16 protein-coding genes are annotated in these 14912 nt (G+C 67.2%); 6 read left to right on the forward strand and 10 right to left on the reverse strand.

Annotation, left to right across the window (positions count from 1 at the left end; genetic code table 11):
- The 3 genes from AB0F44_RS22160 to AB0F44_RS22170 all read left to right on the forward strand — a co-directional run.
- The coding region (locus AB0F44_RS22160; RefSeq protein WP_357358841.1) for a superoxide dismutase [Ni] at nucleotides 1-198 on the forward strand (198 nt) is incomplete at its 5' end.
- Between the two features lie 130 nt (nucleotides 199-328).
- Nucleotides 329-709 carry an anti-sigma factor gene (locus tag AB0F44_RS22165; RefSeq protein ID WP_357358842.1) on the forward strand — a complete coding sequence of 127 codons (381 nt, stop codon included), beginning with the start codon at nucleotides 329-331 and terminating at the stop codon, nucleotides 707-709.
- 49 nt (nucleotides 710-758) lie between these two features.
- Nucleotides 759-1508 (forward strand): SigB/SigF/SigG family RNA polymerase sigma factor, encoded by a 750-nt coding sequence (locus AB0F44_RS22170; protein ID WP_357358843.1) that lies wholly within the window; start codon nucleotides 759-761, stop codon nucleotides 1506-1508.
- Here the strand turns inward: AB0F44_RS22170 and AB0F44_RS22175 are convergent.
- Complete coding sequence (locus tag AB0F44_RS22175; RefSeq protein ID WP_357358844.1) at nucleotides 1505-1903, reverse strand: hypothetical protein; 399 nt, start codon at nucleotides 1901-1903, stop codon at nucleotides 1505-1507. The two genes, AB0F44_RS22170 and AB0F44_RS22175, sit on opposite strands and share 4 nt — an antisense overlap.
- Nucleotides 1904-2196: 293 nt before the next feature.
- On the opposite strand from AB0F44_RS22175, the gene AB0F44_RS22180 reads away from it, so the two are divergent.
- Nucleotides 2197-2451, forward strand: a complete 255-nt coding sequence (locus tag AB0F44_RS22180) for a WhiB family transcriptional regulator (RefSeq protein ID WP_008362075.1) — start codon at nucleotides 2197-2199, stop codon at nucleotides 2449-2451.
- A 36-nt stretch (nucleotides 2452-2487) separates the two neighbouring features.
- Here AB0F44_RS22180 and AB0F44_RS22185 read toward each other — a convergent pair whose 3' ends face one another.
- Nucleotides 2488-3978: a histidine kinase N-terminal domain-containing protein gene (locus AB0F44_RS22185; protein WP_357358845.1), complete on the reverse strand. Its 1491-nt coding sequence runs from the start codon at nucleotides 3976-3978 to the stop codon at nucleotides 2488-2490.
- An 83-nt stretch (nucleotides 3979-4061) separates the two neighbouring features.
- Between AB0F44_RS22185 and AB0F44_RS22190 the strand changes: the two genes are divergently transcribed.
- On the forward strand, nucleotides 4062-4901 hold the full coding sequence (locus AB0F44_RS22190) for a DUF2785 domain-containing protein (RefSeq protein WP_357358846.1): 840 nt from the start codon (nucleotides 4062-4064) through the stop codon (nucleotides 4899-4901).
- 240 nt (nucleotides 4902-5141) lie between these two features.
- Here AB0F44_RS22190 and rsrA read toward each other — a convergent pair whose 3' ends face one another.
- The 6 genes from rsrA to AB0F44_RS22220 all read right to left on the reverse strand — a co-directional run bounded on the left by rsrA (nucleotide 5142) and on the right by AB0F44_RS22220 (nucleotide 10897).
- Complete coding sequence (gene rsrA / locus AB0F44_RS22195) at nucleotides 5142-5405, reverse strand: mycothiol system anti-sigma-R factor (RefSeq protein ID WP_357358847.1); 264 nt, start codon at nucleotides 5403-5405, stop codon at nucleotides 5142-5144.
- On the reverse strand, nucleotides 5402-6049 hold the full coding sequence (locus tag AB0F44_RS22200) for a sigma-70 family RNA polymerase sigma factor (protein WP_350659898.1): 648 nt from the start codon (nucleotides 6047-6049) through the stop codon (nucleotides 5402-5404). The genes rsrA and AB0F44_RS22200 overlap by 4 nt, the downstream gene beginning before the upstream one ends.
- Nucleotides 6050-6169: 120 nt before the next feature.
- Nucleotides 6170-7678 (reverse strand): alpha-N-arabinofuranosidase, encoded by a 1509-nt coding sequence (locus AB0F44_RS22205; protein ID WP_357358848.1) that lies wholly within the window; start codon nucleotides 7676-7678, stop codon nucleotides 6170-6172.
- 70 nt (nucleotides 7679-7748) lie between these two features.
- Nucleotides 7749-9077: an extracellular solute-binding protein gene (locus AB0F44_RS22210; protein ID WP_357358849.1), complete on the reverse strand. Its 1329-nt coding sequence runs from the start codon at nucleotides 9075-9077 to the stop codon at nucleotides 7749-7751.
- 33 nt (nucleotides 9078-9110) lie between these two features.
- Nucleotides 9111-9992: a carbohydrate ABC transporter permease gene (locus AB0F44_RS22215; protein ID WP_357358850.1), complete on the reverse strand. Its 882-nt coding sequence runs from the start codon at nucleotides 9990-9992 to the stop codon at nucleotides 9111-9113.
- Entirely contained in the window at nucleotides 9989-10897 is a 909-nt protein-coding gene (locus AB0F44_RS22220) for a sugar ABC transporter permease (RefSeq protein ID WP_357358851.1), read from the reverse strand. Before AB0F44_RS22220 ends, AB0F44_RS22215 begins: the two co-directional genes overlap by 4 nt.
- A 244-nt stretch (nucleotides 10898-11141) precedes the next feature.
- Between AB0F44_RS22220 and AB0F44_RS22225 the strand changes: the two genes are divergently transcribed.
- Complete coding sequence (locus AB0F44_RS22225; RefSeq protein ID WP_357358852.1) at nucleotides 11142-12230, forward strand: LacI family DNA-binding transcriptional regulator; 1089 nt, start codon at nucleotides 11142-11144, stop codon at nucleotides 12228-12230.
- Here the strand turns inward: AB0F44_RS22225 and AB0F44_RS22230 are convergent.
- Together AB0F44_RS22230 and AB0F44_RS22235 are read right to left on the reverse strand one after the other, a co-directional pair.
- The gene (locus AB0F44_RS22230) at nucleotides 12220-13089 is read right to left on the reverse strand and encodes a fumarylacetoacetate hydrolase family protein (RefSeq protein ID WP_357358853.1); all 870 of its coding nucleotides are present in this window, start codon (nucleotides 13087-13089) and stop codon (nucleotides 12220-12222) included. The two genes, AB0F44_RS22225 and AB0F44_RS22230, sit on opposite strands and share 11 nt — an antisense overlap.
- Nucleotides 13090-13099: 10 nt before the next feature.
- Nucleotides 13100-14881 (reverse strand): IlvD/Edd family dehydratase, encoded by a 1782-nt coding sequence (locus AB0F44_RS22235; RefSeq protein WP_357358854.1) that lies wholly within the window; start codon nucleotides 14879-14881, stop codon nucleotides 13100-13102.
- Nucleotides 14882-14912: the final 31 nt, after the last annotated feature.

Consider the following 14912-nt stretch of genomic DNA (forward strand, 5'->3'; position numbering starts at 1 on the left):
CTCTGGGTGCTGTGGACCGACTACTTCAAGCCCCCGCACTTCGAGGCCTACCCCCAGCTCCACACCCTCGTCAACGAGGCCACCAAGCTGGCCGGAGCCTCCGGCACCAAGGGCACCCTCGACCTCGAGGTCGCCGACAAGCTCCTCGCCAAGATCGACGAGATCGCCGAGATCTTCTGGGCGACGAAGAAGGCCTGAGCCTTCTCTAGATCAGCCCGTACGCCACAGCCGCTCCGTTCCCGGAGCGGCTGTGGTGCGTTAACGGCGCGGCGAGAGAGGTCTCGTTGCATAATCGTCGGGACTCCCACAGAAGGACTGACAAACCCAGATGCCCCAGGTCGAGCTGCGCCTTCCCGCAGAAGGTGCTTACGTCTCCGTGCTGCGTACGACGACCGCCGCGCTCGCCGCGCGCCTCGACTTCACGCTCGAGGAAATCGAGGACCTGCGGATGGCGGTCAGCGAGGCGGCGGCGATCTGTCTGGAGTGCGCCGCGGAGGCCGCCGACCTGGACGTCGTCTTCGACCTGGGCGAGGACACCATCGGGGTCACCGTGACCACGACCTGCGATGCCGTGGCGGAGATCGACGAGCAGAGCTTCGCCTGGCAGGTGCTCACCACCCTGGCCAGGGAGGTCACCGCCACCCCGGACGGTGATCAGCTCAGGATCTCCCTGGTCGCGGGAGCGACCCCGCTTGGAGCCGCGCGCTGACATGGCGCAGGAGACGATTCGGTCGTCGAGGTCCAGGAGCTCCAGCGAGGTGGATGACGCCCGCGCACGCTCCCGCGAGCTCTTCAGGACCCTCGCCGGGCCAGACCTGACCGACCCAGAACGGACCCGCGTTCGCGACGAGCTGGTCCACCTCAACATGGCGCTGGTCGAATACTGCGCCTCCCAGTTCTACGGCCGCGGCGAGCCGCACGAGGACCTCGTCCAGGTCGGCGTCGTCGGCCTCCTCAACGCCGTGGACCGCTATGACCTCTCCCGCGACGTGGAGTTCTCGACGTACGCCGTGCCCACGATCCTCGGCGAGATCAAGCGCTACTTCCGCGACAGCCGGTGGGCCGTCAGCGTCCCGCGCCGCCTTCGCGACCTGCAGCAGAACCTCCGCGACGCCACCGCAGAGCTCTCCCAGGAGCTCGGCCGCTCCCCCACGGCCCGCGACCTCGCCACCCGGCTCGGGGTCAGCCTGGAGACCGTCATCGAGGGCCTGGAGTCCAGCAATGCGTACGCAGCGTTGTCCCTCGACTCCGAGAGCGACGAGACCTCACCGATGCTCGACTCGCTGACCGCCCACGACCTGCGCCTGGACGACGTCGAGGTGCGGGAGTCGATCAAGCCGGTGCTCGACAGCCTCTCCGCCCACGAGAAGCAGGTGCTGATGCTGAAGTTCTTCCGCAACAAGACTCAGACCGAGATCGCCGCCGAGCTCGGGGTCTCCCAGATGCAGGTCTCCCGGCTGCTCAACCGCTCGCTCGCCCAGCTCCGCAAGGCGCTGGAGGAGGACTAGGGCGCGTCGTCGGGCGACACGCCCGGGCGCTCCTCGAGCGCGGCGATGCTCGGCGGCGCGAAGATGCCGACGAGGGCGACGACCGCGACCAGCGCCAGTCCACCCGCGATCGCGAGGTCGTCGCGCAGGTTCCAGGCCAGGCCGAGCACGATCAGCTGGACGAGCACCAGCGGCGCCCGCGCCCACGACTCCAGCCGCCAGAACATGGCGGCACACCAGCCGATGCCGGCGGCGCAGAGCAGGAAGAACAGGCCGCCCGCGATCGCGGTCGTGAGCGATGCGGCGCCGGGGATGCGTACGAACTCCAGCGCTCCCCAGATCAGCATCGCTGCGGTCTCGACGCCTGCGGCGAGCACGGTCAGCAGGAGGGTCCAGGGGCGATGCGGCGCGGTCACCTCAGCAGCCTAGAACCCTCGCCAAGCGTCAGAAAATCCGCAGTAGCATACACCACCGGATTTGCGGGTAACTCACCGCGTTACCGAATTGTCTAGCCCCAGGAAGACTGAGTGTTACGGTCCGGTGACGAACCAGACACTGGTTAGGGGTTGTTTCGGCGTCCATTTCTTGGAACTCTAGAGACCAGCACGCACGTGAAGACATTCACACATCCCCGCCACGTGCCGACTCGCAGGGTCTCGAACCACCAGGGCCTTGCCCATCCTACGTCAGAAAGAGGGTCTACCCAGCCATGGATTGGCGCCACCGTTCGGCTTGTCTCGATGAAGACCCGGAACTGTTCTTCCCCATCGGAAACACCGGTCCGGCCATCCTCCAGATCGAGGAAGCCAAGCAGGTCTGCCGGCGTTGCGACGTCCGGGAGCAGTGTCTTCAGTGGGCTCTTGAGGCCGGTCAGGACCACGGCGTGTGGGGTGGACTTAGCGAGGACGAGCGTCGTGCGCTGAAGCGCCGCAACGCCCGCTCCCGTGTCCGCACCGCCGTCTGACCAAGCCCTAGAGGCCATCAACCCCTAGCGATCCACCTAGAGCTCCAACGGCAGCTCGACAGCAGCTCTCGCCCCATGGCCAGTAGGCCGGGGCCCCAACGATAGCCGGCCCCCGAGCTCGCCTTCGACGAGAGTCTTCACGATCGACAACCCAAGGTTTGTCGATGTGTCGAGACTGAACCCGTCGGGTAGTCCATGACCGTCGTCCTCGATGGTCACCCGGAGATGCCCGGCGGGTTGCTGTCGTACGGACATCACGATCTTGCCCGTCTCGGCATCGCCAGGGCCGCTGCCGCGGTAGCCGTGCTCGACTGCGTTCTGCAGCAGCTCGGTGACGACCATCGCCATCGGCGTGGCCACCTCCGAGGGCAGCGATCCGAACGAGCCCTCACGGCGCACCCGCACCGGGACGCCGACCGAGGTGACCTCCCCGACCATCAACGCGAGCCGGTCGGCGATCTCGTCGAACTCGACGGTCTCCTCGACGGCCTGCTGGGAGAGGATCTCGTGGACCAGTGCGATGGATCCGACACGCCGTACGGCCTCGTTCAGCGCATCTTGGGCGACACCGGAGTCGACCCGGCGGGACTGCATCCGGAGCAACGCGGCCACGGTTTGTAGGTTGTTCTTCACTCGATGGTGGATCTCGCGGATCGTCGCGTCCTTGGTGACGAGCTCACGATCGCGTCGGCGCAGGTCGGTGACGTCGCGCAGCAGCACCAGCGCACCGATCGCCTCGCCACGCGGCCGCAGCGGGATCGAGCGCATGATGATCGCCATCACCCCGGTGTCGATCTCGGTGTCGCGGTGGGCCCGCCCGCCGAGGACAGCGCTCAGCGTCTCCTCGTCGGGGCGCTTGCGCGGCGGCACCAGGGCCCGGGTCATCCCGGCCAGGGACTGGCCCGCGAGGTCGCCGGAGAGCCCCAGCCGGCGGAAGACCGAGAGCGCGTTGGGGCTGGCGTAGTCGACGACACCGTCGGCGTCCACTCGGACGAACCCGTCCCCGACGCGAGGGGTGTCGGTGTGGTCGCTGCGCTGCCCCACCGCGGGGAAGTAGCCGTTGGCGACCATCTGGGTCAGATCGGCGGCGGTCTGCAGGTAGGACAGCTCGAGCTTGGAGGGCGTGCGTACGCCGAGCAGGTTGGTGTTGCGGCTCAGCACCGCGATGATGCGGCCGGCGCGGCGTACGGGGATGGTCTCGACCCGCACCGGGAGGTCATCGCGCCACTCCGGGTCACCCTCACGAACGAGCCGGCCGGCGTCGACGGCGTCGTCCAGGGTGGCGTGACGTCCCTTCGGCACGAACATGCCGACGATGTCGTCCACATAGGCCGTCGGACCGGTCGTGGGACGCATCTGACCGGCCGCCCAGAAGCCGTTCCCGGACTTGTCCGGCAACCACAGCACCAGGTCGGCGAAGGAGAGATCGGCCAGGATCTGCCAGTCGGCCATGAGCAGCTGAAGCCAGCCGACGTCCTCGTTGTCGAGGTCGGTGTGGCTCTGGGCAAGCTCACTCAGGGTGGGCACGCGGACAGCGTAGATGTAGACCTTGGTAGGGCATTGCGCGGGTCGGTGGTCGGCGCGTGGCCGGGTTTGGCAGGATGTTCCCCATGTCGGAGGCGTACTGGCGGGAGGTTCACTCGACCGGTCTCGCCGTACCCACGGACCGGCCCCTCGGTGACCTCACCATCGAGCTCACCCGGATGCTCGGTGATCCAGACCCGGACGTACGCAGCGGACTGGCCGTGCCGGCCCTGTCGACGTGGATCCAGCGCGGTGTCTACGACGACCTGCTGGGAGGTCTGGGCGACGGGATGGCCGCCGGCCTCGTGGTCGGGCTGGGTGACTCCGGCAACAACGGCGTCTTCCGCCGGGCCTCCTCGGTCGAGGCCCTGGCCCAGTGCATCGCCCGCGACAACGCCCGCTCGCTGGTGCGGGCCGAGAAGGTGCTGGAGTGGGGCGACCGGATCGCCACCTGGCTGCTGCGCGAGCGAGACCTGCGCGCCTTCGTTCCGGAGCGTGGCTGGGCGCACGCTGTCGCCCGCGGCGCCGACGCGCTGGGCACCCTGGCCTCCTCCGCCCACCTCGGCAAGCCCGAGCTGACGGTGATCCTCGACGTGGTCGCCGACCGGGTCCTCGCCCGCGGAGACACCATCTACGCTCACGGCGAGCCCGACCGGTTGGCGGCCGCCACGATGTCCGTGCTTCGCCGCAACCTGGTCCCGCTCAACATCATGGAGCCGTGGATCAACCGGATCGTCACCGTCGCCACCGCCACCCCGGAGACGCCCGACCGCGACCCGTTCCTGCTCACCGGCAACGCCGAGGCGTTCCTGCGGGCCCTCTACATCCAGCTCGCGCTCAGCAACGACATCCCGCAGATCCGCGGCGACCTGCTGCTGGTCGTCGTCGCCGCGCTGAAGAAGTCGAACGCGACGTACCTGACCTGAATTCGCCCTCCCGCACCTGGGTTTGAGAGACTGTGCCGAGGCCCCTCGGGGTCCACGTACCCCAATGGAGGAGATCATCATGGGCAAGACTGGCCGCAAGCGCCGCGCGCGCCGCAAGAAGGGCGCGAACCACGGCAAGCGCCCCAACAGCTGAACACAGCTGTAAATGACGTGAGAGCCCCAGCCGATTCGGCTGGGGCTCTCGTCGCGTCTGGGTCTGTTTGAGGACTCGGCGCCGGGTCAGGACCTCGTGCGGAGCTCCTGGATCTGGACCATGATCTTCGCGCGCAGGTCGCCCGGGGCGACCTCGGTGCACGAGCGCGCCACGACCGCCTTGACGATGCGCTGCTGGTCGTACGTCTCCAGGCAGGGGTTGCAGCTCTGCAGGTGATGCTTGACCTGGTCGGCATCCGCCGCGGTGAGCTCGTTGTCGATCAGGAAGACGATCTGCTCGAGGAAGTCCGCGCAGTCGGTCGGTGACGCGTCATGTTTGTGGGCACTCATGACGCACCTCCACGAGCGCCGGTGAGGTCGTTGGTGCGGACGTAGTCCGAGAGAAGATCGCGCAGCTGGCGCCGGCCGCGGTGCAGCCGCGACATCACGGTGCCGATCGGGGTTTCCATGATCTCGGCGATCTCCTTGTAGGCGAATCCCTCGACGTCGGCGAGGTAGACAGCGAGCCGGAACTCCTCTGGGAGGCGCTGCAGCGCGTCCTTCACCTGAGAGTCGGGCAGGTGCTCGAGCGCCTCCATCTCCGCGGATTTCAGACCGGTCGAGCTGTGCGACTCGGCCCGCGCCAGCTGCCAGTCCTCGACGTCCTCGGACATCGACTGCTGCGGCTGGCGCTGCTTCTTGCGGTAGGTGTTGATGAAGGTGTTCGTGAGGATGCGGTAGAGCCAGGCCTTCAGGTTGGTGCCGGGCTTGAACTGGTGGAAGGAGGAGTAGGCCTTGGCGAACGTCTCCTGCACCAGGTCTTCCGCATCGGACGGGTTGCGGGTCATCCGCATCGCCGCCGAGTAGAGCTGGTCGAGGAAGGGCAGCGCGTCCCGCTCGAAGCGCAGCGCGCGCTCCTCGGGAGTCTCGGTGGCCAGGTCGACGACCTCATCGTTGTTGTCGCTCATCACGTCCCAGGGTACGCGCGCGACCATCGGGGCGCTCATCGGCGACATATTCGCCACCGGGCGTTCGAGCAGAATGGTCATGTTGCGTGAACGCCGCGACGGCCGCCAAACATTCCCTGCTGTCCGAGGACCCGGCCGACCGCTGCGTCAGGACGTCTGCAGGACGAACAGGCTCCACGAGGCCGGTGGCAGCTCGGCCTCGAGCGCGCCACCCACGACCTTCGCCGAGTCGTACGCCTTCGGCACCACCCGGTCGGGATCCTCCATGCTGTTCACCGCGAACAGGTCCTCGTCGGCCAGGACCGTCGCCTCGACCAGGTCCACGCCGCCGAAGTGGCGCAGATCGGTGGAGAAGGCCACTGAATCCGACGCGTGCCGGTTGACGACGAACACCGCCACGCGGCCGTTCTCCGGATCGTAGGTCGCCACGGAGTCGAGGACGGAGACGTCGCCGTGCTTGGCGGTCGCCATCGTCGGAGCGACCACCCGCGGCTCGAGCACCTCTCCCTGCGCGAACCGGGCGGTCAGCGCGAACGGGTGGAAGATCGACTGCCGCCATGCCGGCCCGCCCGGCTCGCACCTGATCGAGCCGATGGTGTTGACCAGCTGGGCCTGGCAGGCGGCGGTCACCCGGTCGCTGTGCTTGAGCAGCGTGATGAGCAGAGAACCGACGACGACGGCGTCGAGCACCGTGTAGGCGTCCTCGCTGAGCCGAGGGGCGGAGGTCCACTCCTTCGACGTGCCCTCCTGCTGGAACTTCTTCAGGTACCAGACGTTCCACTCGTCGAAGGAGATGTTGATCCGCTTCGGCGAGGCGAGCTTCGCCCCGACGTGGTCAGCGGTCGCGACGACCTCCCGGATGAAGAGGTCCATGTCGACCGACGAGGCGAGGAAGCTGGCGACGTCGTCGCCCTCGAGCTCGTAGTAGGCGTGCGCCGAGACGAAGTCGACGACGTCGTAGGTGTGCTCGAGCACCGTCGCCTCCCACGCACCGAAGGTCGGCATCGAGCGGCCCGAGCTGCCGCAGGCGACCAGCTCGAGGTCGGCGTCGTACTGGCGCATGCCACCAGCCACCTCCTTGGCCAGACGCCCGTACTCCTCGGCCGTCTTGTGGCCCAGCTGCCAGGGACCGTCCATCTCGTTGCCGAGACACCACATCCGGATGTCGTGCGGCTTCACGGCGCCGTGCGCGACACGACGGTCGGACAGCTCGGTTCCGCCGGGGTGGTTGGCGTACTCCAACAGCTCGATCGCCTCCTGCAGGCCGCGCGTCCCAAGGTTCACCGCCATGATGGGCTCGATGCCGGCTTTCCTCGCCCAGGTCATGAACTCGTTGAGACCGAACGCGTTGGTCTCGATGGTCCGCCACGCAGGGTCGAGGCGGGTCGGCCGCTGGTCGCGCGGCCCCACTCCGTCCTCCCACTTGTAGCCGGAGACGAAGTTGCCCCCGGGGTAGCGAACAGCGGTCACCCCGAGCTCGCGTACGAGATCCAGTACGTCACCTCGCAGGCCGTCGCCGTCCGCCGTCGGGTGCTCCGGCTCGAAGATGCCGCCGTAGACGCAGCGCCCCATGTGCTCCACGAACGACCCGAAGATCCTCCTGTTGACGGGGGCGACGGTGAACGCCGGATCGATCGTCAGCTTGCCGTTCTCCATGGGTTCCTCTCTGGTCCGGGCAGCGGCGTCCCGGGCGCCGGCGACCGCTGGCGCCCGGGATCGATGCCATCTACTTGAGCTCGTTCTCCAGATCGGCCTGCGCCTGGTCCAGCGCCTCCTTGGCCGGGACGCCGTCCCCGAAGATCTGGTTGTACGTACTGGTCGTGAACACCTCGTCGACCTTGGGCAGGTTCGGGTCCTCGAAGGACTCGAAGTGGCCGATGTCGCCCTTGACCTCGTTGAGCACGTCGAAGAGATTGGTCCGGAAGTACTTGTTGAACTTGTTCTCCGGGTTGTGGGTGACCTCCTTGTCCTCCCACACCGACATGTTCACCGGGTCGAAGCCGAGCTCCTCCCAGACGGCGACGTTGGCCTCCGGCGACAGCTTCGCGAAGGCGAGCCACTCCGTGGCGAACTCCTTGTCCGGGGAGCTGTCGATCACCGCGGTGCCGGTGCCGCCGCCACCGATCGTGGCGACCTCACCACCCTCGATGACCGGCGCCGGTGCGATCGCGACGTCGCCGGCCAGGTCGGGCATGTAGTCGACGAAACGGGAGGTGTACCAGGCCGGGTAGACGATGGCCGCGTAGTCGCCGTTGTTGATGGGACCGAAGGCCTCCTCGATGTCCGGGCTGCCACCCGGGATGGTCGAGATCGCTCCGGCCTTCTGCATCTCCTGCAGCAGCTCGATCGCCTCTACGACCTCCGGGCTGTTCACGGTGACGTTGCCGTCCTCGTCGAACAGGTTGCCGCCGAGCTGCGCCATGACCAGCGGCTGCACGATGTTGGTGTCGGTGCTGGCGACGCCGAACGCCTTGCCGGTCGCCTTGTTGTACTTGGCGCCGGCCGCCTTGAAGTCGTCCCAGGTCTCGATGGTCTTGTAGTCGACACCGGCCTTCTCCATCAACGGGACGTTGTAGAAGGCCACCTGAGCCCCGACGTGGGTCGGAAAGCCGAGCTGCTTCCCCTCCCGGGCATACAGGTCCATCCGGGCCTGCACGATGTCGTCCTTGTACGGCTCGGCGGCCTCGGAGAGGTCCGCCAGCGGCGTACGCCCGTCCTCGGTGACGAAGTTGGAGAACTTGTTCACCTCGATGTCCACGACGTCCGGGAGCCCCTTGCCGGAGTTCACCGCCAGCTGGAGCTTGTTGTGCATCTCGTCGTACGGGAAGACCGTGACGTCGAGCTTGATCTCCTTGTCGGGGTTCTTCTCGTTCCACTCCTCGGCCATCGCCTCGTAGTAGGTGCCGTGCAGCTCGGCGAACACCCACATGTCGATGCTGGTGCGGCCCTGGGCGTCAGGTCCGCCTTCGTCCTCGGAGCCGCCGCAGGCGCTCAGCGCGAGCGTCGCGGCGAGTCCTGCGGCGAGGAGCGAGGTCAATCTCCGCGTTGTCGTCATTGGTTCTCTCCATCTGTGAGGTTGTGCAAGGGGTCACCCCTTGAGCGCCCCGGCCGTCATCCCAGCGACGAAGAACCGCTGGAACAGCAGGAAGAGCAGCAGGACGGGAAGGAGCGAGAACAAAGATCCGATGATGAGAAGCTCGTAGTTGTTCTCATGCGGGGTGAGCAGGGTGTTGAGCCCGATCGGGAGGGTGAACTTCGACTCCGAACGCAGCACCAGCAGCGGCCAGAGGAAGTTGTTCCAGATGATCATCCCGTTGAGGATGGCCATCGCCGCGAACGCCGGTTTCGCCACCGGCACCACGATCTTGAAGAAGATGCCGAACTCCGTGGCGCCGTCCATACGGCCCGCCTCGAGCAGATCCTTGGGGATGCCGAGGAAGTACTGCCGGAAGTAGAAGATCGTCACCGAAGCGGCCAGGAACGGCAGCACGATCACCGAGTAGGAGTCGGCCAGGCCGACGTCGTTCACCAGCACGTACAGCGGCAGCATCATGATCTCGAACGGCACGGCCATGAGCAGCAGCACGGCGATGAACAGCGCGGTCTTGCCCTTGAAGTCGTAGACCGCGAAGCCGTACGCCACGAACGAGCTGACCAGCAGCGTCCCGGCCACCTGCGCGACGGTGAGCAGGATCGAGTTGGCGAACCAGCGGAAGTACGGCCCGGAGTCGGTGAAGAGCATCACGTAGTTGTCCAGCGACAGCGAGCCGAGGTCGATGTCGAAGGAGAGTCCCCGCCGGATGACGTCGTTGCCATCCTGGAACGTCGCCACGAACATGATCAGCAGCGGCGCGAGCACGACAAGGGTCAGCACCAGCAGGACGATCGTCATCAGGAGCGCGGTCTGGACCGAGCCGTGGATCCAGTACGGCAGCTGGACCCTGGTACGCGTTGCCGGCTCGCCGCTCATCGCGCGCTCTCCTTCTTGAAGGTTCCGCTGAGCGTGAGGAACGTCAGGTTGATGGTCATGATGACCACGAGGAGCACGACACCGACCGCGGAGGCGAAGCCCAGGTCGTTCTGCTCGATCCCCCGCCGGTAGAGGTAGCCGATCACCGTCAGGCCCTGGTCGTTGGGCGAGGCGTTGCCGCGGTAGAGCATGAAGCTCTCGAGGAACATCGCCAGACCGCCGTACACGCTGATGGTCGTGACGTAGACGATGGTCGGCGTCAGGTTGGGCAGGGTGATGTGAAAGAACTGCTGCAGCTTGCTGGCCCCGTCGATGGTCGCGGCCTCGTAGTACTCCTCCGGGATGGCCTGCATGCCGGCGAGGAAGTAGAGGATGTTGACGCCGGTCCAGCGCCACATCGCCAGCGCCAGCAGGGCGATCAGCCCGCCGGTGTCGATGCGAAGCCACCGGACCGGCTCGAGGCCGAACACCCCGACGATCTGGTTCATCAGTCCGGTGCCGGTCTCGGCGAACATCAGCCGAAAGATGATCCCGGCGACGACGACGGACGTCAGCGCCGGAACGAACATCGAGGCCTTGAAGACCGCCTTGACGCGGTCACTGCCGATCTTGGAGTTGATGGCCGCGGCCAGCACGAGCGGGATCGGGATCAGGAGCGCGATGGTCAGCACCATGTAGCGGGCGCTGTTGAACATCGCCTTCCAGAAGAGCCGGTCCTCCCAGAGCCGCTGGTAGTTGTCCAGACCGATGAAGGCGGACTGTCCGAACACCACCTCCTGGGTGCTCAGCAGGAAGGTACGAACGAGCGGGACCATCCAGAAGGCGAGCAGCGTGATCACGAACGGCGCGATGAAGAGGTAGGGCGCCGCCCTCTGCGAGTACAGCAGCCGCCGGAGAACGACCATGAAGACTCCTCTTCGCTGAGGTATCCCACGCGTGGGGACACCGCGGGTTTACGACGATGCACGCCTCTCACCAGCGGATTTACTACGTGGTAATCAGCGCATATCCTTGTCCTGCGCCCAGACGCTGTCAAGACCCGAACGTGACATTCGCCACACAGAGCGTCCGAAAGCGCAGGCGGCGTCGAGGGAAAAAGGCGATGTAGGCTGCCCCTGAACCGGGGGCACGAGGGAACACGAGGCGACGATGGCTGTCACGATGCGCGAAGTCGCGGCCATTGCCCGTGTCTCGCCCAAGACCGTGTCCAACGTGGTGAACGACCACCCGAACGTGCACCCGGACACGCGTGCCCGCGTGCAGCAGGCGATCGCCGAGCTGGGCTACCGGCCGAACCATTCCGCGCGCGGCCTGCGTTCCGGCCGCACCGGCGTCATCGGCCTGGCGGTGCCGGAGCTGAGGCAGGCCTACTTCGCGGAGCTGGCCGATGCGGTCATCGCGGCGGCGGCCAAGCGCGGACTGAGCGTCATCGTCGGACAGCTCGGAGGCGACCGCGAGCACGAGATCGAGCTCCTCACCCACGGGCTCCCCCAGACCGACGGCCTGCTCTTCAGCCCCGAGCGGCTCGGCACCGAGGACCGCGACCTGTTGGCGTACGTCGACTTCCCGCTGGTCATGCTGGGAGAGTGGATCTTCGGCGGACCCACCGACCACGTGACGATGCACAACATCAGCGCGGCCCGCGCAGCCGTCGAGCACCTGATCTCACTGGGGCGCCAGCGGATCGCCGTCATCGGCGCCCATCCGGACGACGAGACCCGGGTGATGGGGCCCTCGAACCTGAGGATCCAGGGCTACCGGGAAGCTCTGGCGGCTGCCGGTATCGAGCACGATCCCCGACTCGAGCGCGTCGTCGCGCCCTGGCATCCGGAGGACGGCGCCGACGCGGCCCGGCAGCTGATCGCGTCCGGGTTGGAGTTCGACGCCATCTTCACCCTGACCGACTCGCTCGGGCTGGGTGCGCTTCGGGCTCTCGGCGAAGCCGGGCGCGTCGTGCCCGACGATGTGGCCGTGATCGGCTTCGACAACATCACCATCAGCAACCTCACCGTCCCCTCGCTCTCCAGCATCGATCCCGGCCGTGCGGAGATCGCGGAGACGGCGGTCAGCATGCTCGTCGAGCGCATCGAGTGGGGCGCGGGCTCATCGCGGCCGGCACGGCTGCACAAGGCCGCCTTCGACGTCATCGTGCGGGAGTCGTCCGGCGGCACCGCCTCCGGAACACCGGAGACCTCTTCGCGGAAGTCTGGCGCGACGGCTCAGACACTCAACGGTTGAGCCACCCGAAGGGCTCCTTCCCGACCTCCACCCGATTGACGAGCCGTCCGACCTCCGCGACCTCGATCTCCACCACGTCGCCGGACTGAAGACTGAAGTCCATGTCGGGGACGATCCCGGTGCCCGTGGCCAACGCCGCACCATCAGGAAAGTCGTTGGCGGCGAACAGGTGGTCGACGAGCTGCTGGATCGGACGTACGAGCTGGTTGGACGATGTCCTTGCCGCGACCACCTCCTGGTCACGCCGGCGGACCACCAGGCTGATGGCCAGGCCGGTGGCGTCGGGGACCTCCCAGACGGGTCTGATGCCTGTCGCGAGCGCCGCCGCACCTGCGTACACCTTGGCCTGGGGCAGGTAGAGCGGGTTCTCGCCCTCGATCGAGCGAGAGCTCATGTCGTTGCAGACCGTGTAGCCGACGATCTCGCCGTGGGCGTTGATGACGACGGCAAGCTCCGGCTCGGGCACGTCGTGGCCGGAGTCGACCCGGATGCCGACCGGCTCGCCGTCGGTGACCAGGCGCCAGGCCGGCGCCTTCAGGAACAGCTCGGGCCGCTGTGCGGAGTAGACCTTGTCGTAGACCGACTGCTCGGCGCTCTCCTCCATCCGAGCGCTGCGCGAACGGGCGTAGGTGACCCCCGCGCACCACAGCTCGGCCCGCCCGTCCAGCGGGGCGAGAAGACGTACGGACGCGACCGGGACCGGTGCCGCCGAATCGGACTCGACGGTCGCCCGGAGCTCGTCGCGGGACATCGCGAGGAGCTCCGCCATGGATCCGACACCGCTCACCGGCGTGATCGAGTCGTCCCTGCGTACACCGACCTGGGGACCGTTCCCGCGGTCGTATCGGACAAGGTGCATCGGCTGCTCCTCAGTGGTTGTCGCGCGGGGTGCCCTTGGTCTGCACCACACGCTGATAGCTCACCGCAGGCTCGAGAACCATGCCATCGGCGAGCTGGCCGACCATTGACCGCTGGATCTCCTGCCACGGGGTCTGCGACTCCGGCACCGGGAACTCCCCGAGCGCCTCGCGCCGCTCGGCCAGCTCGTCGTCCGAGACGAGCATGTCCGCCCTTCCCGTGTTGAGGTCGATCCGGACGCGATCGCCCGTACGCAGCACCGCCAGGCCTCCTCCGGCGGCAGCCTCGGGCGAGGCGTTGAGGATCGAGGGCGAGCCTGACGTACCGGACTGGCGGCCGTCGCCCACGCACGGCAGCGAGTGCACACCGCGCTCGATGAGCGCGGCGGGTGGCTGCATGTTCACGACCTCGGCCGAGCCGGGATAGCCGATCGGGCCGACACCCCGGATGAACAGGATGCACCGCTCGTCGACCTCGAGCGAGGGATCGTCGATGCGGGCGTGGTAGTCCTCGGGCCCTTCGAAGACGATTGCGCGGCCGTCGAACACGTTCGGGTGCTCGGGGTCCGAGAGGTAGCGCTCCCGGAACTCGTCCGAGATCACGCTGGTCTTCATGATCGCGCTGTCGAACAGGTTTCCGGTCAGCACGATGAAGCCGGCCTGCTCCATGAGCGGGTCGTCGAAGCCGCGGATCACCTCGGCGTCCTCGCTCACCCTGTCGCGGCAGTTCTCGCCGACGGTCCGTCCGTTCACGGTGATCGCATCCTCGTGGATCAGCCCGTGACGCATCAGCTCGTGGACGACGGCCGGCACCCCGCCCGCGCGGTGGAACTCCTCACCGAGGAACCTTCCTGCGGGTTGCATGTCGACCAGGAGCGGGATGCGGTGCCCGATCGTCTCCCACTCCTCGATGCCGAGGTCGACCCCGATGTGCCGGGCGATCGCGTTGATGTGGACCGGAGCGTTGGTGGAGCCACCGATCGCCGAGTTCACGACGATCGCGTTCTCGAACGCGTCCCTGGTCAGGACGTCGGAGGGCTTGAGGTCCTCGTGCACCATCTCGACGATGCGCCTGCCGGTCAGGTACGCCATCCGGCCGCGATCACGGTGCGGCGCCGGGATCGCAGCCGATCCGGGCAGGCTCATCCCGAGAGTCTCGGCGAGGCTGTTCATCGTGGCTGCGGTGCCCATGGTGTTGCAGTGGCCCGGCGACGGCGCCGAGGATGCGATCAGCTCGGTGAACTCCGCCTCGTCGATCTCCCCGGCAGCGAGCATCTCGCGCGCCTTCCAGATGATCGTGCCCGAACCGATGCGCTCCCCCTTGAGCCAGCCGTTGAGCATCGGCCCGCCCGAAAGCACGATCGCCGGGATGTTCACCGTGGCCGCCGCCATCAAGCAGGCCGGCGTGGTCTTGTCGCATCCCGTCGTCAGCACCACCCCGTCGAGCGGATATCCGTAGAGGACCTCCACCAGACCGAGGTAGGCGAGGTTGCGATCCAGCGCCGCCGTCGGCCGCTTCCCCATCTCATGGATCGGGTGCACCGGGAACTCGAACGCGATCCCACCCATCTCCCGGATCCCGTCGCGTACGCGCTGAGCCAGCCCGAGATGGTGCCGGTTGCAGGGCGACAGGTCCGAGCCGGTCTGCGCGATGCCGATCATGGGCTTGCCCGACTGAAGCTCCTCGCGCGTCACGCCCCAGTTCATGTAGCGCTCGATGTAGAGCGCTGTCATCGGAGGATTGGCCGGGTTGTCGAACCAGTCCCGGCTGCGCAGTCGAGGAGCGTTTACCACGTTGTAAAACCTAGCGCCGCCACGCATGGCC

The organism is Nocardioides sp. NPDC023903 (assembly GCF_040639295.1).
GTDB lineage: Bacteria > Actinomycetota > Actinomycetes > Propionibacteriales > Nocardioidaceae > Nocardioides.